Origin of the sequence: Microbacterium sp. NPDC056736, assembly GCF_042790415.1 — a bacterium.
In the GTDB taxonomy this organism is placed as follows: domain Bacteria; phylum Actinomycetota; class Actinomycetes; order Actinomycetales; family Microbacteriaceae; genus Microbacterium.
On record NZ_JBHTZE010000002.1, the window covers coordinates 227,338 to 248,059 of the forward strand.

A 20,722-nucleotide genomic window follows, 5' to 3' on the forward strand; every position below is an offset into this window, starting at 1 on the left:
CCTAAAGCTCAGTTAGTGAACACTAACCAATGCGATCGCGTCCGGACAACCGGCGTGATCCGATCGTGACGTCGACGGGGATGACACGGAGGGCGAGATGAGCGTGCTGACCACCGCCGCGGTGCACGACGAGGCGTTCACGCGCACGCGAGACGCCCAGCGGGAGCTGGCGGAGCAGCTGCGCGAGCGGCTGGCGGCGGCATCCCTCGGCGGACCTCCCGCCTCGCGGGAGCGCCACGTCGCCCGCGGCAAGCTGCTGCCGCGCGACCGGGTCGCGCGCCTGCTCGACGAGGGGAGTCCCTTCGTCGAGGTCGCGCCCCTCGCCGCCGAGGGCCTCTACGACGGCGACGCCCCCGCCGCCGGGGTGATCGCCGGCATCGGGCTGGTGCAGGGGCGCCACGTCATGGTGGTGTGCAACGACGCGACGGTGAAGGGCGGCACCTACTACCCGCTCACGGTCAAGAAGCACCTGCGCGCGCAGGAGATCGCGCTCGAGAACCGGCTCCCGTGCATCTACCTCGTCGACTCCGGCGGGGCGTATCTGCCGATGCAGGACGAGGTGTTCCCTGACCGCGATCACTTCGGGCGCATCTTCTTCAACCAGGCACGGCTGTCGGCCGCCGGCATCCCGCAGATCGCCGCCGTGCTCGGCTCGTGCACGGCCGGGGGCGCCTACGTGCCCGCGATGAGCGACGAGACGGTGATCGTCCGGGATCAGGGCACGATCTTCCTCGGCGGACCGCCGCTGGTGAAGGCGGCCATCGGCGAGGTCGTCACGGCGGAGGAGCTCGGCGGGGGAGAGTTGCACGCCCGCCGCTCGGGCGTCGTGGACCACCTCGCCGAAGACGACGAGCACGCGCTGGAGATCGTGCGCGACATCGTCGCCACGCTGCCCGGGCCCGCCGAGCCGGCGTGGGACGTCGCGCCGTCGCGGGAGCCGGCGGTGGCGGCATCCGATCTGTACGGCGTCGTCCCGGTCGACGTGAACCAGCCCTACGACGTGCGCGAGGTCATCGCGCGCCTCGTCGATGCCAGCGAGTTCCACGAGTTCAAGCGCGAGTACGGCGACACGCTGGTCACCGGGTTCGCCCGCGTCCACGGGCATCCCGTCGGCGTCGTCGCGAACAACGGCGTCCTGTTCAGCGAGTCGGCCCAGAAGGGCGCCCACTTCATCGAGCTGTGCGACCAGCGCGGGGTGCCGCTGCTGTTCCTGCAGAACATCTCGGGCTTCATGGTGGGCCGGGATGCCGAGGCCGGGGGCATCGCGAAGGACGGCGCGAAGATGGTGACCGCGGTGGCGACCACCCGCGTTCCCAAGCTCACCGTCGTCATCGGCGGGTCCTTCGGCGCGGGCAACTACTCGATGTGCGGTCGCGCGTACTCGCCGCGGTTCCTGTGGACCTGGCCGGCGAGCCGCATCTCGGTGATGGGCGGCAACCAGGCCGCGTCCGTGCTCTCGACCGTCAAGCGCGATCAGATCGAGGCGCACGGCGAGGAGTGGCCGGCCGAGGACCAGGCCGCGTTCGAGGCTCCCATCCGCGCGCAGTACGAGCAGCAGGGCGATCCCTACTATGCGACGGCCCGCCTGTGGGACGACGGCGTCGTCGACCCGCTGGACACCCGCGACCTCCTCGGCCTCGCCCTGGACGTCGTGTCGCGCACGCCGCTTCCCGAACCGCGCTTCGGCGTCTTCCGGATGTGAGACCCATGTTCGAAACAGTCCTGGTCGCCAACCGCGGCGAGATCGCGCGCCGGGTGATCCGCACGCTCCACCGCCTCGGCATCCGCTCGGTGGCCGTCTTCAGTGACGCCGATGCCGGGGCGCCGCACGTGCGCGAGGCCGATGCCGCGGTGCGCATCGGGCCCGCGGCGGCGGCGCGCTCGTACCTCGACGTCGACGCCGTCGTGCAGGCGGCGATCGTCGCCGGCGCACAGGCCGTGCACCCGGGCTACGGGTTCCTGTCGGAGAACGTCGCGTTCGCGCGGGCCTGCGCCGCGGCCGGCATCGTCTTCATCGGCCCGGGCGAGCGAGCCCTCGAAGTCATGGGCGACAAGATCCGCGCGAAGGAGCATGTCGCGGCCCACGGCGTGCCGACCGTGCCCGGGTTCAGCGCGGCGGAGATGACGGATGCCGAGATCGCCGTCGCCGCCGAACGGTCCGGCTACCCGCTGCTGGTCAAGCCGTCCGCGGGCGGCGGCGGCAAGGGCATGCAGGTCGTGCGCTCTCCCGGAGAGCTGCCCGACGCCCTCGCGACCGCGAGACGGGTGGCGCTCGCCGCATTCGGCGACGACACGCTGCTGCTCGAACGCCTGATCGAGCGGCCCCGGCACATCGAGGTGCAGGTGCTCGCCGATGGGCACGGCGGTGTGGTCCACCTCGGCGAGCGCGAATGCACGCTGCAGCGCCGACACCAGAAGGTGATCGAGGAGGCGCCGTCGCCCGCCGTCGACGCGGCGACGCGCGCACGCCTCGGCGCCGCGGCCTGCGCCGCCGCGGCATCCGTCGACTATGTCGGCGCCGGGACGGTGGAGTTCCTCGTCGCCGCCGACCGGCCGGACGAGTTCTTCTTCATCGAGATGAACACGCGGCTGCAGGTCGAGCACCCGGTGACCGAGCTCGTGACCGGCTTCGACCTCGTCGAGCAGCAGCTGCGGATCGCGGCGGGGGAGCCCCTGTCGTTCGCGCAGGACGACGTGCGCCTCGACGGCCACGCGATCGAGGCGCGGGTGTACGCCGAGTCGCCGGAGCGTGGCTTCCTGCCCGCGACCGGCGAGGTGCTCGCGTGGCGGCCCGCCGCCGGGGTGAGGACGGATGCCGCCGTCGAGACGGGCAGCGTCGTCACGGCCGACTACGACCCGATGATCGCGAAGGTCATCTCGCACGGCGAGGATCGTGCGACCGCCCTCGCGTGCCTGGACGCCGCGCTCGCCGACACCGTCGTGCTCGGGCTCGACACCAACATCGGGTTCCTCCGCACGCTGCTCGCCGACGACGGGGTGCGCACCGGCGACATGGACACCGGGCTCATCGACCGCATGCCCGCCTTCGTCGCTCCGCAGCCCGGCCCGACCGCGCTCCGCGCCGCCGCGTCGTTCGTCCGGGCTCATGCCGAGATCGCACCATCTCGTCGAGACAGCACGTCCTCGGCGCCGAGGACGTGGTCGTTCGGCGAGAACGCGCGATCTCGACGCAGCGGGGCGGTGTGGCACGAGCTGTCGGGGTGGCGGATGGGCGCTCCGCCGGCGCCGGCGACGGCCGCGTTCGAGACCTCCGACGGTGGGGTCGTCGTCACCGAGGCCGATGCGCCCGGACCGGTCGTGGGCGCGGGAGCGGACCCGCGCGGCGCCCTCCGCATCGGCCACGCGGCTGCGCCGGGGGTCGAGCTCGCGACAGCCGCCGACGAACTGCTGTGGGTCCACGTCGACGGGGTCACCACGGCGCTCCGCCCGCTCACCCGGCGCGCCGCGATGGAGCGCCGCCTGGCGGCCCGCCGACGCGAGGCCGCGGCATCCGATCCCGAACTGCGCGCGCCGATGCCGGGTGCCGTCGTCGCCGTCCACGTCGCCGACGGCGCGGACGTCGTCACGGGCGACCGCATCGTCACCATCGAGGCCATGAAGATGGAGCACCCCGTCCTCGCGCCCCACGACGGCGTAGTGCGCGTCGACGTGGGCGTCGGCGACCAGGTGCGCCGCGACCAGGTGCTCGCGCACGTGACAGCCCCTGATGCGGCGGGCGCGGCATCCGACCATCCCGCACAGCCCGACGCGGACGCCCACGAGGCGCCTGCGACCGCCCCCTGACACCCCCGAGGAGCACCATGGACGGCTACGACACCTACGACATCACCGACGACGAGCGCGAGCTCGCCGCGATGGCCCGGCAGTTCGCCGAGGAGGTGGTCGCGCCCCGCTCGTACGAGGCCGACCGCACGCACACGCTGCCGATGGACGTCGTCGCCCAGATGGGCGAGCTGGGGCTGTTCGGCCTGCCGTTCCCCGAGGAGTACGGCGGACAGGGCGGCGACTACTTCGCGCTGTGCCTCGCGATCGAGGCGCTGGGCAGGGTCGATCAATCCCTCGCGATCACGCTCGAGGCCGGGGTGAGCCTCGGCGCGATGCCGGTGTTCCGGTTCGGCACCGAGGAGCAGAAGCAGCAGCTGCTTCCGGACCTCCTCGCCGGCCGTGCGCTGGCGGGCTTCGGCCTCACCGAGCCGGAGGCGGGATCGGACGCCGGCGCCACCCGCACGACCGCGCGGCTGGAGGGCGGCGAGTGGGTGATCAACGGGTCGAAGCAGTTCATCACGAACTCCGGCACCGACATCACCCGATTCGTCACCGTCACCGCGGTCACCGGCGAGACGGACGGGCGCAAGGAGATATCGACCATCATCGTGCCGAACGGCACGCCGGGCTTCACGGTGGAGCCGGGCTACGACAAGGTGGGCTGGCGGGCCTCCGACACCCATCCGCTCACCTTCCAGGACGCGCGGGTGCCCGAGGGGAACCTCCTCGGCGAGCGCGGGCGCGGCTTCGCGAACTTCCTGCACATCCTCGACGAGGGCCGCATCGCGATCGCCGCGCTCTCCACGGGAGCGGCGGAGGGATGCCTCGAGGCCGCCGTCGACTACGCGCGCAAGCGCACGGTGTTCGGCGAGGCCCTCGCCACGCGGCAGGGCATCCAGTTCCTCCTCGCCCGGATGCAGCAGCGAGTGCACCTCGCCCGGCTCGCGTGGCACCACGCGGCGCGGCTGCGCGACGCCGGCAGGCCGTTCAAGACCCAGGCGGCGATCGCGAAGCTCACCGCGAGCGATGCGGCCATGGACAACGCGCGCGACGCCACCCAGGTCTTCGGAGGCAACGGGTTCATGAACGAGTACCCGGTGGCCCGGCACTACCGCGACTCGAAGATCCTCGAGATCGGCGAGGGCACCAACGAGGTGCAGCTCCTCGTGATCGCCCGGGCGCTCGGCATCGCGTGAGGGTAGCGTGGCACAGGTGACCCCCGACCCCCACGACGCCGGCGCCGCCCGCGCGATCGTGCAGCGCGGGCTGTACTACGACGAGCTCGAGGTCGGCGCGCGGTACCTGCATCGTCCCGGCCGCACCGCGACGGAGGCCGACAACGTGCTGTTCTCGTCGCTGACGATGAACACGCAGGCGCTGCACCTGGATGCCGCGTACGCGGACGCGCAGCCGTTCGGGCAGCGTCTCATGAACTCGATGTGGACGCTGGCGACGATGGTGGGCGCATCGGTGACCCAGATCACGCAGGGCACCCTCGTGGCGCAGCTCGGACTGACCGACGTCCGCTTCCCGGCCCCGCTGTTCCACGGCGACACGCTGTACACCGAGTCGGAGGTCGTCGACAAGCGGCTCTCGGCCTCGCGGCCCGGGCAGGGCATCGTGACGCTTCGCCACACCGGCCGCAACCAGCGCGGCGAGATCGTGGCGGAGGCGACCCGGACCGCGCTGATGTGGTGCGCTCCGCCATCCGCAGCCGAGCCGCCCGGCGCCGTGCCGGCGGAGGGGGAGACGTCATGACCTTCGAGCTGGGGCCCGCGCTGCTGTTCTGCCCCGCCGACCGGCCCGAGCGGTACGCCAAGGCCATGCAGCGCGCGGACGGGGTCATCCTCGACCTCGAGGACGCGGTCGCGCCGGCCGACAAGACCGCTGCGCGCGGACACCTCATCGAGTCGGAGCTGGACCCGGCGCGCGTCATCGTGCGGGTGAACCCGCCCGAGACGGGAGACTTCGCCGCCGATCTCGCGACGCTGTCGCAGACGGACTACCGGCGGATCATGGTCGCCAAGGCCGAGTCCCCCAAGCGGATCGCCAAGATCGACGCCCGGTTCGAGGTCGTCGCGCTGTGCGAGACGGCCAAGGGGGTCGCGCAGGCCGATCGCATCGCGGCGCTCGGCAACGTCGCCGCGCTCATGTGGGGGGCGGAAGACCTCGTCGCGAGCATCGGCGGCACGTCCAGCCGCAAGCCGAACGGCCGCTACCGCGACATCGCGCGCCACGCGCGGGCACAGGTGCTGCTCGCGGCGGGCGCGCGCGGCAAGGCGGCGATCGACGCCGTGCACCTCGACATCGCCGACGTGAAGCGCCTGGCGATCGAGGCGGCGGATGCCGCGGCATCCGGCTTCCGCGCCACGGCCTGCATCCACCCGAGCCAGGTGGCGATCATCCGCGATGCGTACCGCCCCGACGACAAGACCGTGGCGTGGGCGCGCGGCGTGCTGGAGGCGGCGCGCGGCGAGCGCGGGGTGTTCTCGTACGAGGGCCGCATGGTGGACGAGCCGGTCCTGCGGCACGCGCGCGGGATCCTGGTGCGCGCAGACGGCTGAGCGGTGGATCGAGGCTAGGCCACGAGGCCCGCGTACGCGATGAGCCGCAGGTGATCGCGCTCGTAGACGAAGTCGTGCGCCGAACCGTTGAGCAGGCGCTCGCCTTCCGGCGGCAGCTCGCCCGCCGTCGCGTGGCGGATGATCTCGCGGATGAGCGCGCCGTGGCTCACGACGATGAGGGATGCCGCGACGGGGGCCGTCGCGCGGCGATGGTCGCGCACCGCACGGCCGAGGGCGGCGATGCCCCGCTCGCGCAGGTCCGGCCACGGTTCGGCGCCGGGCACCTCGGCGGTGTACCAGTCGCCCCACCGGGCACGGAACTCGTCGACGCCGAGGCCCTCCGCCTCCCCGTACGCGCGCTCGCGAAGACCGCGGTAGGTCCGCGGCGCGGCGAGACCCAGCTCGCCGGCGATGATCTCGGCCGTCTCGCGGGCGCGGGCGAGGTCGCTCGACACGATCGTCGGCTGGTCGGCTCCGGACAGGCGCTCGCGGAGGAGGGCGGCGGTCGCGCGCGCCTGCGCACGTCCGTTGTCGTTGAGGGGGATGTCCGTCGACCCCTGGATGCGCCGGTCGCGGTTCCAATCGGTCTCGCCGTGGCGGATGAGGATCAGCGCGGTCACGCTTCGAGCCTACCCGCGCGGCATCAGGCGAGCGCCGGCAGCCCGTCCGCGAGGAGACGCAGCACCTCGCTGGTGCCGGCGTCGATCTTCACCGTGGCGCGGCTGTCGGCCCTGGTCTGCCCCCGGTTCACGATCACCACGGGCAGGCGGCGCCGCCGCGCGCGCTCGAGGAGCCGGATGCCGGAGTTCACGACGAGCGAGGAGCCGGCGATGACGAGCGCCTCACTGGCGTGCACGAGCTGCTCGGCCTCGCGGAACTTCCCGGCCGGGATGAACTCGCCGAAGAACACCACGTCGGGCTTGAGCATGCCGCCGCACACGCTGCAATCGGGCACGCGGAAGCCGTCGGTGCTCTCGGGGAGCACGTCTCCGTCCGGCCCGAGCGGGACGTTCTCGGGCACGCGGATCCACGGGTTGTCGTCCTCGACGCGCGCCGCGAGGTCCCGCCGGTCGAAGACCTGGCCGCAGTGGGTGCAGAAGACCCGCCGCATCGTGCCGTGAAGCTCGACGACCCGCCGGCTGCCCGCCCGCACGTGCAGGCCGTCGACGTTCTGCGTGACGACGCCGGTGGCGAGCCCCCGCGCCTCGAGGTCGGCGATCGCGCGGTGGCCCGGGTTGGGCTCGGCCGCCGCGAACGCCTTCCAGCCGAGGTGGCTGCCCACCCAGTAGCGGCGGCGGGACGCGTCGCTGGCGAGGAACTGGTCCGCGGTCATGGGCGTGCGCACGGGCGCGCCCGCACCGCGGTAGTCCGGGATGCCGGAGTCGGTCGACACGCCCGCACCGGTGAGCACCGCGATGCGGCGCCCGGCGAGCGTCGCGATCGCCTGCGCCACGGCATCCGTCGCGCGGGCGTCCAGTCCGGTCGCCATCGAGGTCACGGTGCACCCCCTTCGCGGTCGAGTGTACGGTCCGGGCTTTACCGGGATGTTACGGCGTCGGCCGCCGTGCCAGGATGAGCGCGTGGGCAGCTTCGGAGGTGTCAGCGCGGATGCCTACGCGCGCTTCATGGGCCGGTTCTCGACTCCGCTCGCGGTCTCCTTCGCCGACGCCGGGCTCGTGGGCGTCTCGCCCGATGCGCGGGTGCTCGACGTCGGCTGCGGCCCAGGCATGCTCACGGCGGAGCTCGTGCGGCGCCGCGGCGCGGACGCCGTCGTCGCGGTCGACCCGGAGCCGGCGTTCGTGGCGGCCACGGCCGAGGCGTGCCGCGGCGTGGACGCCCGGGTCGCCCGCGCCGAGGAGCTGCCGTTCGACGACGGCGAGTTCGGGGCGGCCCTCGCCCAGCTGGTCGTGCACTTCATGACGGATCCCGTGCGCGGGGTCGCGGAGATGGCGCGGGTGACGACGACGGGCGGACTGGTCTCGGCATGCGTGTGGGACCACGGCGGGGGAGGGGGGCCCCTCTCGGACTTCTGGCGGGTCGCGCAGCGGCTCGACCCCGACACCCGCGGCGAGGGCGGGCTCAGCGGCGCCTCCGAGGGGCAGCTCGTCGAGATCTTCGAGCGTGCCGGGCTCGCCGACGTCACCCAGCAGGTCGTCGAGAGCACCCTCTCGTTCGACGGCTTCGACGACTGGTGGCAGCCGTTCCTCCTCGGCGTCGGGCCGGCAGGCCGCTACATCGCCGGTCTCGACGCGACGGCGATCAGGCGGCTCGAGCGGTCCCTGCGGGACGAGCTCGGGGAGGGGGCGTTCACGATCACCGCGCGCGCCTGGGCGGCGGTCGGCGTCGCCCGGTGAAGCGCCGGGCCCGTGCGACGATGGGACGCGATGGGTGCGACCTGGATCTCCGACGCCGCCGACGTGCGGCTCGCCGACTACCGCGACCTCACGGACGTCGCGCTGCGCCGCGTCATCGAGCCCGAGGGCGGTCTGTACATCGCCGAGTCGGCCAAGGTGATCTCGCGCGCGCTCGCGGCCGGACACCGGCCGCGCTCCGTGCTCGTGCAGGACAAGTGGCTGTCCGACGCCGAGGCCCTGGTGGGCGACGCCGATGTGCCGATCCACGTCGTGACCGCGGAGGTCGCGCAGTCGCTGACCGGGTATGCCGTGCACCGCGGGGTGCTCGCGTCGATGCATCGACCCGCGCTGCCGCCGGTCGCCGACGTGATCTCGGGGGCGCGTCTGATCGTCGTGCTGGAGGACATCGTCGATCACACCAACGTGGGCGCGATCTTCCGGGCGGCCGCGGGACTCGGAGCCGACGCCGTGCTGATCAGTCCGCGCTGCGCCGATCCGCTCTACCGGCGGAGCGTCCGGGTGAGCATGGGCACGGTGTTCCAGGTCCCCTGGACGCGGCTGCCCGAGTGGAGCGAGGCGCGCGCCGCGCTGCACGACGTCGGCTTCGAGCTCGCCGCGCTCGCGCTGTCCGACGACGCGGTGCCGCTGGACGCATACAGCGCACGGCGCCCCGAGCGGGTGGCGCTGATGCTGGGCGCCGAGGGCGACGGCCTGTCGCGCGCCGCGCTGCAGGCCGCCGACACGGTGGTGACCATCCCCATGGCCGGCGGCGTGGACTCGCTCAACGTCGCGGCGGCCAGCGCCGTGGCGCTGTGGGAGCTGCGCCGGCCCTGAGCGGAGCACCCGCGCGGCAGACCGGGCTCAGCCGCCGGGGCGGACGGTGAGCTCGGTGAGGTCGGCGTCGCGCGGCAGGTCGAGCGCCGCCAGGATCGTCGTCGCGACCGAGGCGGGGTCGATCCACTTCGTCGCGTCGTAGTCGGCGCCCTCCTGCTGATGCACCTTCTCCTGCATGGCCGTCGCCGTCCGTCCGGGATACACCGTCGTGACCCGCAGGCCGTGAGCGCGCTCCTCCTCGCGAAGGGCGTCGGCGACCGCGCGGACCGCGAACTTGCTCGCCGCGTACGAGCCCCACTCGGGGCTCACCCGCAGTCCGGCGCCGGAGTTGACGAAGACCACGTGCCCGCGCGCGATGCGCAGACCCGGAAGCAGGAGGCGCGTCAGCTCGGCCGGTGCGACGGCGTTCACGTTGAGCTGGTGCTGCCAGGTCGTCACCGGGGTGTCGGCCACCGCGCCGAGCTCGACGACGCCCGCGACGTGCAGCAGCGAGTCCAGACGTCCCGGCACGCTCTGGTGGCTGAAGGCCCACGACAGGCGCCCCGGATCGGCGAGGTCGCCGACCAGCGTCCGCGCCCCGGGGAAGCGCTCACGCAGCTGCGCGGCCCGGCCCGCGTCGCGTGCGAGCAGCCAGAGCTCGTCGCCCCGCTCGGCGAGCCGCTCGGCCAGGGCGGCCCCGATTCCCGATCCCGCGCCGGTGATGAGGTGCGTCGCCACGTCAGGCCTCGTCTTCGCGCGCGGCGGCGGCATCCGGACTCAGCGCCGGCAGCGCCGACGTCTCGCCCGGGGGCGCCGACGCGATCATCGGCAGCGGGTCAGGGCGCTTGGCCGTGACGGTGTCGCCCGAGGACTGGTGGCGGACCCGCCGGAGCACCCACGGCACGAGGTACTCCCGCGCCCACACGAAGTCGACCGCGCGGGCCTCGCGCCACGTGCGCACGGGCAGGGGGTCGGGCTGCATCGGCTGGAGGTCGTTCGGCACGGCGAGGGCGCGCAGCACCATGCGGGCGACCTCGTGATGCCCCAGCGCGTTGTAGTGCAGGCGGTCGTCGTCGAAGAAGCGCATGTCCTGCACCTCCTTCAGCGCCCACTGATCGGCGACGACGCAGTCGTACCTGTCGGCGATCGCGCGGATGTTCTCGTTGTAGATGGCGACCTTCCCGCGGATGCCGCGGAACACAGGCGTGAAGGCGGTGTCGATGCCCGTGAACACGACCACCGTCGCGCCGTCGCGTGAGAGGCGCACGACGGCGTCCTCGAAGAGCTGCGCGATCGCATCGGGATCGCCGTTCGGCCGGATGACGTCATTGCCGCCGGCCGAGAACGTCACGAGGTCGGGCTTGAGCGCGATCGCCGGCTCCACCTGCTCCGCGACGATCTGGCCGATGAGGCGCCCGCGGATCGCGAGGTTCGCGTACGCGAAGTCCTCCACCTGCTCGGACAGCACCTCGGCGACGCGGTCGGCCCACCCGCGGAACCCGTTGGGCGCGGTCGGCTCCGGGTCGCCCACGCCCTCGGTGAACGAGTCCCCGATCGCGACATAGCGACGCCAGGGGTGGGGCCCGGCGTTCGCGACGTGGGGAGTGCGGGGGTCTTCTGTCGTGGACATCCCTGTTCCGTTCCTCGGCTCGTGACCGACACACAGGCTACCGCGCACCGCGGACGCGGACGGATGCCTCGGATCCGGTGAGGTGGCACCCACGATGTCGGCCCGGTCGTCTATCGTGGTGACTCGTTGTCTACGGGGGAGGTGCATTCGGTGACGGACGAAACGACGATCGAATCGCCGCCCGAACTCACCGAACCGCACCACGACCCGCGCGCCGCGCGCGACGGCGAGCCGCACATCGGCAGCTTCGCCGCCGAGCACCTGTCGCCGACCTATCCGCAGCGCGCGCCATGGGGAACGGCCCAGCGGCTGCGCGCGTGGCAGGCCGAGGCCCTCGACCTGTACTTCGGGCTGGACGGCCCCGACGGCCCCGGGGGCGGACCGCGCGATTTCCTCGCCGCGGCGACCCCCGGCGCCGGCAAGACGACGTTCGCCCTCCGCCTTGCCAGCGAGCTGCTGCGCCGGCGCATCGTGAACCGCGTCGTCGTCGTCGCGCCGACCGAGCACCTGAAGACGCAGTGGGCGGATGCCGCGGCCCGCGTGGGCATCCGGCTCGACCCGGCGTTCAGCAACCGCCACGTGGCACCGGCCCGCCAGTACCACGGCGTCGCCGTGACCTACGCGCAGGTCGCGGTGAAGGCATCCGTCCATCAGCGGCTCACGATGGACGCGCAGACGCTCGTGATCCTCGACGAGGTGCATCACGGCGGCGACGCGCTGAGCTGGGGCGACGCCCTGCGCGAGGCGTACGGCCGCGCCACGCGACGCCTGCTGCTGTCGGGCACGCCGTTCCGCAGCGACACCGCGCCCATCCCGTTCGTGGAGTACCACCCCGACGCCAAGGGCATCCGTGTCTCGCGGACCGACTACGCGTACGGCTATGGCCGCGCGCTCGAGGACGGGGTCGTCCGCCCCGTGATGTTCATGGTCTACGCCGGGCACATGCGGTGGCGCACGAAGACCGGCGACGAGATGGAGGCGCATCTCGGCCAGGACAACACCAAGGACATCACCGCGCAGGCGTGGCGCACGGCGCTGGACCCGGAGGGCGACTGGATCCCCGCGGTCCTGCGCTCGGCCGACCGCAGGCTCACCGAGGTGCGCGAGCACGTGCCCGACGCCGGCGGACTGGTCATCGCGACCGACCAGACGGCCGCGCGCGCCTACGCCGCGATCCTGCACCAGCTGACCGGCGAGCCGCCGACGGTGGTCCTGTCGGACGAGGCGGAGGCGTCGGGCCGCATCGAGGCGTTCTCCCAGAGCACCAGCCGCTGGATGGTGGCGGTGCGCATGGTGTCGGAGGGCGTCGACGTGCCGCGCCTGGCCGTCGGCGTGTACGCCACCAGCGCCTCCACACCGCTGTTCTTCGCCCAGGCGATCGGACGCTTCGTGCGCGCGCGCCGCCGCGGCGAGACGGCGAGCGTGTTCCTGCCCAACGTGCCGCAGCTGCTGGCCCTCGCGGGCGAGATGGAGCGACAGCGCGACCACGCGCTCGACCGCGACTCCGACGGCGACGACGAGTGGAACGCCGAAGAAGACCTCATGGACGCGGCGGAGCGCGAGGACAAGGCGTCCGACGCGCTCACCGAGGAGTTCGCGTATCAGGCGCTCGGCTCGCTCGCGCACTTCGACCGCGTGCTGTTCGACGGCAAGGAGTTCGGCCAGCTCGCCGTTCCGGGCACCCCCGAGGAGGAGGAGTTCCTCGGCATCCCCGGTCTTCTGGAGCCCGACCAGGTGCACGAGGTGCTGATGTCCCGTGTCTCGCGGCAGTCCCGCCACCGCGCCGCCCGCGAGGCCCGCGCCGCCCGGGCCGAACCCGGCTCGGAGACCGCCGACGAGGAGCCCGCGCTCCCGCAGGCGCTGCACCGCACGCTCAAGGAGCAGCGGCAGCTGCTCAACAGCCTCGTCGGCCTCTACGCCCGGCAGTCCGGCGAGGCCCACGGGCTCGTGCACGCCGAGCTGCGGCGCATCTGCGGCGGACCGGCGGTCTCGCACGCGACGGTGGCGCAGCTGCAGGCGCGCATCGACGTGCTCCGCAAGCGCGTCCACTCCTGACGCGCCCGCCCACCCGCACGTCAGACGCTGCGCGCCACCCCACGTCAGGCGCTGCGCGGAGCGGAGGCGGCGCCGGCCGCTGAAGGCCTATGCCGTTCGGATCCCCGAAATGCTGGCAATCCTCGGTTTCCGCCGGTTCGCGGCCGGGCCGCTGGCTACCGTTGACGAGTCCCGAACCGCCGACTGGAGGCACGAGTGAGCGCGCCCGCCGCACCGACCGACCGCGATCGACGCCGCTGGGCGCGGTACCTCGTCAACGAGCGCGCCGAGGCGCGCGTGTACCGCGAGCTCGCCGGGCGGCGCAGCGGCGAGGAGCGAGAGATCCTCCTCGCGCTCGCCGAGGCCGAGGGCAGGCACGAGGCGCACTGGCTGGAGCTGCTGGGCGCCGAGCCCCAACGGCTGCCGCAGCCGGACGTCCGCACCCGCCTGCTGGGGTGGATGGCCCGCAGTTTCGGATCGATCTTCGTCCTCGCGCTCGCGCAGAGCGCCGAGGCGCGATCGCCGTACGACGACGAGCCGTTCGCGACGTCGCGGATGGCCGCCGACGAGAAGGTGCACCACGAGGTCGTCCGCGGTCTCGCGGCCCGCGGCCGCCGGCGCCTGTCGGGCACGTTCCGCGCGGCCGTCTTCGGTGCGAACGACGGCCTGGTGTCCAACCTGGCACTCGTGATGGGCATCGGCGCGACGGGCGTCGCGGGACAGTTCGTGCTGTTCAGCGGAATCGCCGGCCTCCTCGCCGGAGCGCTGTCGATGGGGGCCGGGGAGTTCGTCTCGGTGCGCTCCCAGCGGGAGCTGCTCGCCGCCACCGAGCCCAGCGACTACGCCGACGGTGCCATCCCTCACCTGGACATCGACGCCAACGAGCTCGCGCTGGTGTACCGCACGCGCGGGATGCCGGAGGCCGAGGCGTCCGCACGTGCCCGCCGCGCCGTCGAGGCGGCTCGCGCCCTCGGGCAGGGGAGGGCCGAGACCGGCCCCATCGCCCTCGCCGACGACGGCGAAGTGGTGGGCACCGCGTGGGGGGCCGCGCTGTCGAGCTTCCTGTTCTTCGCGTCGGGGGCGATCATCCCGGTGCTGCCGTGGATCCTCGGGCTCACGGGCACCCCGGCGATCGTCGTCGCACTGGTGCTCGTCGGCATCGCGCTGATGTCGACGGGGGCCGCGGTCGGGCTCCTGTCGGGGGCCCCGCCGCTGCGCCGCGCACTGCGCCAGCTCGCCATCGGATTCGGCGCCGCCGGCATCACCTACCTCCTCGGACTGCTGTTCGGAGTGTCGCTCGGATGACGCGCCCGGCAGCTCTCGGCGATTCGTTGAACGGTCGGTGACGTGGTAATGTCATTCCTCGGTTGCGAAACCGGAAACCACCTGCGCGGGTGGCGGAATAGGTAGACGCGCTAGCTTGAGGTGCTAGTGCCCGTATAGGGCGTGGGGGTTCAAGTCCCCCCTCGCGCACAGTGAAGAAGGCCCCCGGAAGGGGGCCTTCTTTCGTGCGCCGACAGGCGCCTCGCCGGCTCATCCGCGTGTCGCGGACGAGGGGTCCGGCGGCCGGCCTGGAAACGGAGGGGAAACGAGTGACAGGTAGGTTGGAGCGCATGCCCTCACCCGATCTCGGACTCCCCGAAGTCGCCGCCGTGGCGCGAGACCTCATCCGCTTCGACACCACCAATCACGGCGGGGGCCGGGCGGCGGGCGAACGGGAGGCGGCGGAGTACGTCGGCGCGTACCTCGAGGGCCTGGGCCTGCAGGCGGAGTACTACGAGCCCGTCCCGCGGCGCACCAACGTGATGGCGCGGGTTCCCGGACGCGACCGCGACAAGCCGGCGCTCGTGCTGCACGGTCACCTCGACGTCGTCCCCGCGATCGCGGAGGATTGGAGCGTCGACCCGTTCGAAGGCGTCGTCAAGGACGGGCTGCTGTGGGGCCGCGGCGCCGTAGACATGAAGGACATGGACGCCATGATCCTCACGTCCGTCGCCGATCTCCTCCGCGCGGGGGAGCAGCCCGAGCGCGACCTGGTGCTGGCGTTCTTCGCCGACGAGGAGAACGGCGGCATCGAAGGCTCGGCGCTGGTGGTGCAGGACCATCCGGAGTGGTTCGCCGGCGCGACGGAGGCGATCAGCGAGGTCGGCGGGTACTCGATCCCGGTCGGCGACCGGCACGCCTACCTCCTCCAGGTGGGGGAGAAGGCGCTGGTGTGGATCCGCCTCGTCGCCCGCGGCCGCGCGGCGCACGGATCGAGCGTGCACGCCGACAACGCCGTCACGCGCCTGGCCGAGGCCGTCGCGGCGCTGGGACGCACCGCGTGGCCGGTGACCCTCACCGACACCACGCGCGAGATGACCGACCGGCTCGCCGAGATCATGGGACGCTCCGCAGCCGACCCCGACGCCGTCGCCGCCGCGACGGGCGCGGCATCCGGATTCCTCCGCTCGACGCTCCGCACGACGACGAATCCGACCGGCCTGGTCGCCGGGTACAAGCACAATGTGATCCCCGATCGCGCCGAGGCGCTCGTGGACGTGCGGGTGCTCCCCGGCACCGAGGACGCCGCTCTCGCCGACATCCGCCGGATCGTCGGCGACGACGTCGCGGTCGAGGTCGTGCATCAGGACATCGGCCTCGAGGTGCCGTTCTCCGGCGACCTCGTCGATGCGATGGTGGCGGCCCTCGGCCGTCACGACCCGGGGGCGCCTGTCGTGCCGTACCTCATGGGCGGCGGCACCGACAACAAGGCGCTGGCGGCCCTCGGCATCGCCGGCTACGGCTTCGCGCCGCTGCGGCTGCCGGCGGACCTCGACTTCACGGGCATGTTCCACGGCGTCGACGAGCGCGTGCCGATCGACGCGCTCGTGTTCGGCCAGGCCGTGCTCACCGACCTGCTCCGCACCTACTGAGACCCGAGCGGATGCCGCGACCGGCGGCATCCGCCCTGTACGGCTGAAAGGCGCCCATGCTTCTCGAAGCGATCATCCTCGGCTTCGTCCAGGGATTGACCGAGTTCCTGCCGATCTCCTCCAGCGCGCATCTGCGGATCCTCGGGGAGTTCCTGCCCTCCGCGCAGGATCCGGGGGCCGCATTCACCGCGATCACCCAGATCGGCACGGAGACGGCGGTCGTCGTGTTCTTCTGGCGCGACATCGTGCGCATCATCGGGCAGTGGTTCCGGTCGCTCGGCGGACGCGTGCCGCGCAACGACCCCGACGCGCGGCTCGGCTGGCTCATCATCATCGGCTCGATCCCGATCGTCGTGCTCGGACTGCTCTTCCAGGACCAGATCGAGACGGTGCTGCGGTCGCTGTGGATCACCGCCGGCATGCTCATCTTCTTCGGCGTGCTGCTGGGCATCGCCGACCATGTCGGCGCGAAGAAGCGCAAGCTCCAGGACATGACGGTCGGACACGGCGTCATCTACGGCTTCGCGCAGTCGCTCGCACTCATCCCGGGCGTGTCGCGGTCAGGCGGGACGATCACCGCCGGCCTCTTCATGGGGTACGAGCGCGCCGCGGCGGCCCGCTACGCGTTCCTGCTCGCGATCCCGGCGGTCTTCGGCAGCGGGTTCTTCCAGCTGTTCAAGAACCTCGGCGAGCCGGGCGTGTTCACGCTCGGCGAGACCGCGGTCGCGACGGGCGTCGCGTTCATCGTCGCGCTCGGAGTGATCGCGTTCTTCATGAGCTGGATCTCCAAGCACAGCTTCCTGCCGTTCGTGGTCTACCGCGTCGCGCTCGGATCGCTCCTGCTCGTGCTCCTGAGCATGGGCGTCATCCAGCCGTAGCGGCGCACGCGCCGCAGCATCGGCAGACGGATGCCGCTCAGCGGCGCGGATCGTCGCGGCCGGGCTTGTTCGGCCCGTCGCCCGGCTTGCCGTCCGTGCGGCGCAGGTAGCGCTCGAACTCCTGCGCGATCGCGTCTCCGGAGGCCTCGGGGGAGTCCCATGTGTCGCGGGTGCGCTCGAGCTGGCGGATGTACTCCGTCATCTCCTCGTCGTCGGCCGCGGCCGCGTCGATCGAGGCCTCCCATGCGGCCGCCTCGGTGGCGAGCTCGCCGCGCGACACCGACGCGCCGGTGAGGTCCTCGAGGCGGTCGAGCAGGGCCAGCGTGGCCTTGGGCGACGGCGTGTGGCCGGCGACGTAGTGGGGGACGCTCGCCCACAGGCTCGCCGACGGGATCCCGGCGCGCTCGGCGGCATCGCCCAGCACGCTGAGGATGCCGACCGGGCCCTCGTAGGTGGAGCGCTCGAGGCTCAGCGCGCCGCGGAGCGCCTCGTTCTCGCTGCCGGCGAAGACCGAGATGGGGCGCGTGTGGGGGACGTCCGACATCATCGAGCCGATGGACACGAACCCGGTGATGTCCTCGCGGAGGGCGACGTCGATGAACTCCGACGAGAACGCCTGCCAGGCGCGCGCCGGCTCCACGCCGGTCAGCAGCCACAGCTGCGTGCCGCGCGTCGCGTGGGCCGGGCGGAGCAGCGTCGCCTCGGGCCAGCGCAGCGACCGGCCGCCGTCGCCGTCGGCGGAGATATGGGGCCGGGTGTACTGGTAGTCGAAGTACAGCTCGGGATCGACGGAGAACACGGTCTCGTACGAGCCGCCCTCGCGCAGCTGCGTGAGCGCGGACGACGCGGCTTCGCCCGCGTCGTTCCACCCGTCGAACGCGGCGACGAGAACCCGGCGACCCAGTCCGTCCACGAAACCTCCTCCGCCCGCATCCGGCGGTGCGAGCTTCTTCCAGGATAGGCCCCCTCCCAGCGGGGGGCCCGAGGCCCGTCGGTAGGATTGGACGGTGAACCAGCCCCGACTCGCCGCCGTCCTGTGGGACATGGACGGCACACTCGTCGACACCGAGCCCTATTGGATGGCAGCCGAGACGCCGCTGGTCGAGAGCTTCGGAGGCTCGTGGTCGCATGAGCAGGCGCTCGGCCTCGTCGGGCTCGGGCTCGAGGACTCGGCCCGGATCCTGCAGGAGACCGGCGTGCGGATGAGCACCGACGCCATCGTCGACCACCTCACCACGGAGGTCATGAGCAGCCTGTCCCGGACCGGTGTGCCGTTCCGCCCCGGCGCGCGCGAGCTCCTCGCGGGCCTGCGGGCGGCGGGCATCAAGACGGCCCTGGTGACGATGTCGATGCGGCGCATGGCCGAGACGGTGGTCGACCTGATCGACTTCGAGGCCTTCGACGTCGTCATCGCCGGCGACGACGCCACCCGCCCCAAGCCCTTCCCCGACCCGTACCTGCAGGCGTGCGAGGCGCTCGGGGTCGCGCCCGAAGAGACGGTGGCCATCGAGGACTCGCCCAACGGACTGCGATCCGCGGTCGCCTCCGGGGCATCCGTCATCGGCGTTCCGCTGATGGTGTCGCTCACCGGTGCGGGCGCACACGCGCTGTGGGACACCCTGGACGGCCGGACGGCCGACGACGTCGCGGCGTTCCACGCCGCCCATCGCGCCCGGATCGCCGCCGGCGCGGTGCACCACGCCGAGGAGGTCGCGCGATGACCGGGGCGATCGAGCGACCGAGCGGGCCGTTCCGGCTCGGCGATCGCGTTCAGCTCACCGGGCCGAAGGGCCGTCTGCACACGATCACCCTGCGGGAGGGGGGCGAGCTGCACACCCATCACGGCGTGCTCCGCCACGCCGACCTGGTGGGGCAGCCCGATGGCTCGGTCGTCGCCAACAGCGGCGGTCACGAGTACCTCGCGCTGCGCCCGCTGCTGCGGGACTTCGTCATGTCGATGCCACGGGGCGCCGCGATCGTCTATCCGAAGGACGCCGCGCAGATCCTCGCCGAGGCCGACATCTTCCCGGGGGCGACCGTCGTGGAGGCGGGCGTGGGATCGGGCGCGCTGTCGCTGTGGCTCCTGCGGGCCATCGGCACAGAAGGCCGCCTGGTGTCGTTCGAGCGCCGCGACGACTTCGCCGCCGTCGCCCGTGCGAACGTCGAGACGTTCATCGGCGCCGTGCCCGAGAACTGGGACGTGGTCGTGGGGGACCTCGCCGAGCAGCTGGGGGACGCCGTGGCACCGGCATCCGTCGATCGCGTCGTCCTGGACATGCTCGCGCCCTGGGACTGCATCGACGCCGTCGCCGACGCGCTCACCCCCGGCGGCGTCGTGGTCTGCTACGTGGCCACCGCGACGCAGCTCAGCCGCGTCGCGGAGTACATCCGCGTGACCGGCCTGTTCACCGAGCCGGACGCGAACGAGACCATGGTCCGCGGCTGGCACGTGGAGGGGCTCGCCGTGCGGCCGGATCACCGGATGGTCGCGCACACCGGTTTCCTTGTGTGGGCGCGGCGACTCGCGCCGGGGGCGATCCCGCCCGAGGTGAAGCGCCGCGCGTCGAAGACCAGCTACGGCGACGAGGACGTGGAGCTGTGGACCCCCGGTGCCGTCGGAGACCGCCAGATCACCGACAAGAACCTGCGCAAGCGCGTGCGGGAGGCGGAGCGGGCGGCCGAGGGCGCGCGGCAGGCCGCGGCACGCGCGAGCGAGCCGGACGCCCCCTGACCCTCATGCACGGTATCCGCCCCGCACGCATCTAAACTGTTCCGGTGCGCAAGATCCCCGCTGCCCTCGCCGTCCTCGGTCTGACGACGCTCGGCCTCGCCGGCTGCTCACTGCTGCCCGGCGCCTCCGACTGCTCGCGGCCGGCGGTGTCCGACCCCGACGTGATGGAGCTCATCACGGTCACCGGCGACGTCGCGGACGAGCCCGACGTGGAGGTCTACACGCCGCTGAGCGTGCAGCAGCTCGCCTTCGAGGACGTCGTCACCGGCGAGGGCACCGCGATCACGACGGACAACCAGCTGATGGTCGTCGACGTCGCGGTCGTCAACGGCGCGACCGGCCAGCCGATCGTCTCGACCGCCTACGACGGCGACCTCTCGCGGGTGTCGTCGCCGGCGCAGTGGGCGACCACCTTCCCGGGCTTCCAGGAGGCGCTCGACTGCGCCACCGAGGGGTCCCGCATCGCCATCGCGATGTCGCCGGACGACCTCGGCGACGGCGTCGCGAGCAGCTTCGAGCTGGAGGAGGGCGACAGCATCGTCACCGTCGTCGACGTGCGCAAGGTCTACCTCGCCGCCGCGAACGGGCAGAACCAGTTCAACAGCGGCTTCGGGCTTCCCAGCGTCGTCCGTGCGCCCGACGGCCGTCCGGGCCTCATCATCCCCGAGGGCGCCCCTCCCGCGGACGTCGTCGTCCAGACCCTGAAGAAGGGCTCCGGCGAGGAGGTCACCGGCGAGCAGCCCGTGCGCGTGCACTACACCGGCGTGGTCTGGGGCGAGGACGAGCCGTTCGATACCACGTGGGACTCCGAGGCCGCGTCGCTCACGCTCGACGCCGTCGTGCCCGGGTTCGCCCAGGCGCTCGAGGGGCAGACCGTCGGCTCCCAGGTCATGGTCGTCATCCCGCCGGAGCAGGGCTACGGCGACGAGGGCCAGGGTGCGATCCCCGGCGGATCGACGCTCGTCTTCGTCATCGACATCCTCGGGGTGGACGCGCCGGCCCCGGAGTGATCGAGGA

General features: G+C 72.7%; 19 protein-coding genes and 1 tRNA gene. 15 read left to right on the forward strand and 5 right to left on the reverse strand.

All coding sequences use genetic code 11. From position 1 onward, the window contains the following. The first annotated feature begins 97 nt into the window (after positions 1-97). Genes ACFRAL_RS05590 through ACFRAL_RS05610 form a run of 5 tightly spaced genes read left to right on the forward strand, consistent with a single transcriptional unit; the run spans position 98 to position 6,350 of the window. Entirely contained in the window at positions 98-1,702 is a 1,605-nt protein-coding gene (locus ACFRAL_RS05590) for a carboxyl transferase domain-containing protein (protein ID WP_378880671.1), read from the forward strand. 5 nt (positions 1,703-1,707) lie between these two features. Next, the gene (locus tag ACFRAL_RS05595; protein WP_378880673.1) at positions 1,708-3,804 is read left to right on the forward strand and encodes a biotin carboxylase N-terminal domain-containing protein; all 2,097 of its coding nucleotides are present in this window, start codon (positions 1,708-1,710) and stop codon (positions 3,802-3,804) included. Positions 3,805-3,821: 17 nt separating this feature from the next. Then, positions 3,822-4,982: an acyl-CoA dehydrogenase family protein gene (locus ACFRAL_RS05600; RefSeq protein ID WP_336397902.1), complete on the forward strand. Its 1,161-nt coding sequence runs from the start codon at positions 3,822-3,824 to the stop codon at positions 4,980-4,982. Positions 4,983-4,998: 16 nt separating this feature from the next. Next, positions 4,999-5,544 (forward strand): MaoC family dehydratase, encoded by a 546-nt coding sequence (locus tag ACFRAL_RS05605; protein ID WP_378880678.1) that lies wholly within the window; start codon positions 4,999-5,001, stop codon positions 5,542-5,544. After that, on the forward strand, positions 5,541-6,350 hold the full coding sequence (locus tag ACFRAL_RS05610; RefSeq protein WP_378880681.1) for an HpcH/HpaI aldolase/citrate lyase family protein: 810 nt from the start codon (positions 5,541-5,543) through the stop codon (positions 6,348-6,350). The genes ACFRAL_RS05605 and ACFRAL_RS05610 overlap by 4 nt, the downstream gene beginning before the upstream one ends. A 14-nt stretch (positions 6,351-6,364) precedes the next feature. Here the strand turns inward: ACFRAL_RS05610 and ACFRAL_RS05615 are convergent, their stop codons facing one another. Together ACFRAL_RS05615 and ACFRAL_RS05620 are read right to left on the reverse strand one after the other, a co-directional pair. Then, positions 6,365-6,970 carry a histidine phosphatase family protein gene (locus tag ACFRAL_RS05615; protein WP_378880683.1) on the reverse strand — a complete coding sequence of 202 codons (606 nt, stop codon included), beginning with the start codon at positions 6,968-6,970 and terminating at the stop codon, positions 6,365-6,367. A gap of 23 nt (positions 6,971-6,993) precedes the next feature. Continuing rightward, positions 6,994-7,839, reverse strand: a complete 846-nt coding sequence (locus ACFRAL_RS05620; protein WP_378881292.1) for a Sir2 family NAD-dependent protein deacetylase — start codon at positions 7,837-7,839, stop codon at positions 6,994-6,996. A gap of 91 nt (positions 7,840-7,930) precedes the next feature. Between ACFRAL_RS05620 and ACFRAL_RS05625 the strand changes: the two genes are divergently transcribed. Further along, positions 7,931-8,704: a class I SAM-dependent methyltransferase gene (locus ACFRAL_RS05625; RefSeq protein ID WP_378880685.1), complete on the forward strand. Its 774-nt coding sequence runs from the start codon at positions 7,931-7,933 to the stop codon at positions 8,702-8,704. Positions 8,705-8,734: 30 nt separating this feature from the next. Next, entirely contained in the window at positions 8,735-9,538 is an 804-nt protein-coding gene (locus ACFRAL_RS05630) for a TrmH family RNA methyltransferase (protein WP_378880688.1), read from the forward strand. 27 nt (positions 9,539-9,565) lie between these two features. Here the strand turns inward: ACFRAL_RS05630 and ACFRAL_RS05635 are convergent, their stop codons facing one another. Continuing rightward, entirely contained in the window at positions 9,566-10,255 is a 690-nt protein-coding gene (locus tag ACFRAL_RS05635; protein ID WP_378880691.1) for an SDR family oxidoreductase, read from the reverse strand. A gap of 1 nt (position 10,256) precedes the next feature. Then, positions 10,257-11,147 carry an SGNH/GDSL hydrolase family protein gene (locus tag ACFRAL_RS05640; protein ID WP_378880694.1) on the reverse strand — a complete coding sequence of 297 codons (891 nt, stop codon included), beginning with the start codon at positions 11,145-11,147 and terminating at the stop codon, positions 10,257-10,259. Positions 11,148-11,384: 237 nt separating this feature from the next. Here ACFRAL_RS05640 and ACFRAL_RS05645 point away from each other — a divergent pair, with 237 nt between their 5' ends. The 5 genes from ACFRAL_RS05645 to ACFRAL_RS05665 all read left to right on the forward strand — a co-directional run bounded on the left by ACFRAL_RS05645 (position 11,385) and on the right by ACFRAL_RS05665 (position 16,974). Next, positions 11,385-13,202, forward strand: a complete 1,818-nt coding sequence (locus ACFRAL_RS05645; protein WP_336398056.1) for a DEAD/DEAH box helicase — start codon at positions 11,385-11,387, stop codon at positions 13,200-13,202. Positions 13,203-13,397: 195 nt separating this feature from the next. After that, positions 13,398-14,486: a VIT1/CCC1 family protein gene (locus ACFRAL_RS05650; RefSeq protein WP_336397911.1), complete on the forward strand. Its 1,089-nt coding sequence runs from the start codon at positions 13,398-13,400 to the stop codon at positions 14,484-14,486. 83 nt (positions 14,487-14,569) lie between these two features. Beyond that, positions 14,570-14,654 (forward strand) — tRNA-Leu (locus ACFRAL_RS05655). 140 nt (positions 14,655-14,794) lie between these two features. Further along, a complete protein-coding gene (locus ACFRAL_RS05660; protein WP_378880698.1) occupies positions 14,795-16,096 on the forward strand; it encodes a M20/M25/M40 family metallo-hydrolase in 1,302 nt (433 codons plus the stop codon). 56 nt (positions 16,097-16,152) lie between these two features. Beyond that, on the forward strand, positions 16,153-16,974 hold the full coding sequence (locus tag ACFRAL_RS05665) for an undecaprenyl-diphosphate phosphatase (protein WP_336397913.1): 822 nt from the start codon (positions 16,153-16,155) through the stop codon (positions 16,972-16,974). Positions 16,975-17,011: 37 nt separating this feature from the next. On the opposite strand, the gene ACFRAL_RS05670 is transcribed toward ACFRAL_RS05665, so the two are convergent. Continuing rightward, complete coding sequence (locus ACFRAL_RS05670) at positions 17,012-17,887, reverse strand: PAC2 family protein (RefSeq protein ID WP_336397914.1); 876 nt, start codon at positions 17,885-17,887, stop codon at positions 17,012-17,014. Between the two features lie 130 nt (positions 17,888-18,017). On the opposite strand from ACFRAL_RS05670, the gene ACFRAL_RS05675 reads away from it, so the two are divergent. The 3 genes from ACFRAL_RS05675 to ACFRAL_RS05685 are packed head-to-tail and all read left to right on the forward strand — an operon-like array spanning position 18,018 to position 20,715. After that, positions 18,018-18,695, forward strand: a complete 678-nt coding sequence (locus ACFRAL_RS05675; protein WP_336398057.1) for an HAD family phosphatase — start codon at positions 18,018-18,020, stop codon at positions 18,693-18,695. Beyond that, on the forward strand, positions 18,692-19,705 hold the full coding sequence (locus ACFRAL_RS05680) for a tRNA (adenine-N1)-methyltransferase (RefSeq protein ID WP_378880703.1): 1,014 nt from the start codon (positions 18,692-18,694) through the stop codon (positions 19,703-19,705). The genes ACFRAL_RS05675 and ACFRAL_RS05680 overlap by 4 nt, the downstream gene beginning before the upstream one ends. A 44-nt stretch (positions 19,706-19,749) precedes the next feature. Continuing rightward, positions 19,750-20,715: an FKBP-type peptidyl-prolyl cis-trans isomerase gene (locus ACFRAL_RS05685; protein ID WP_336397916.1), complete on the forward strand. Its 966-nt coding sequence runs from the start codon at positions 19,750-19,752 to the stop codon at positions 20,713-20,715. Positions 20,716-20,722 lie beyond the last annotated feature (7 nt).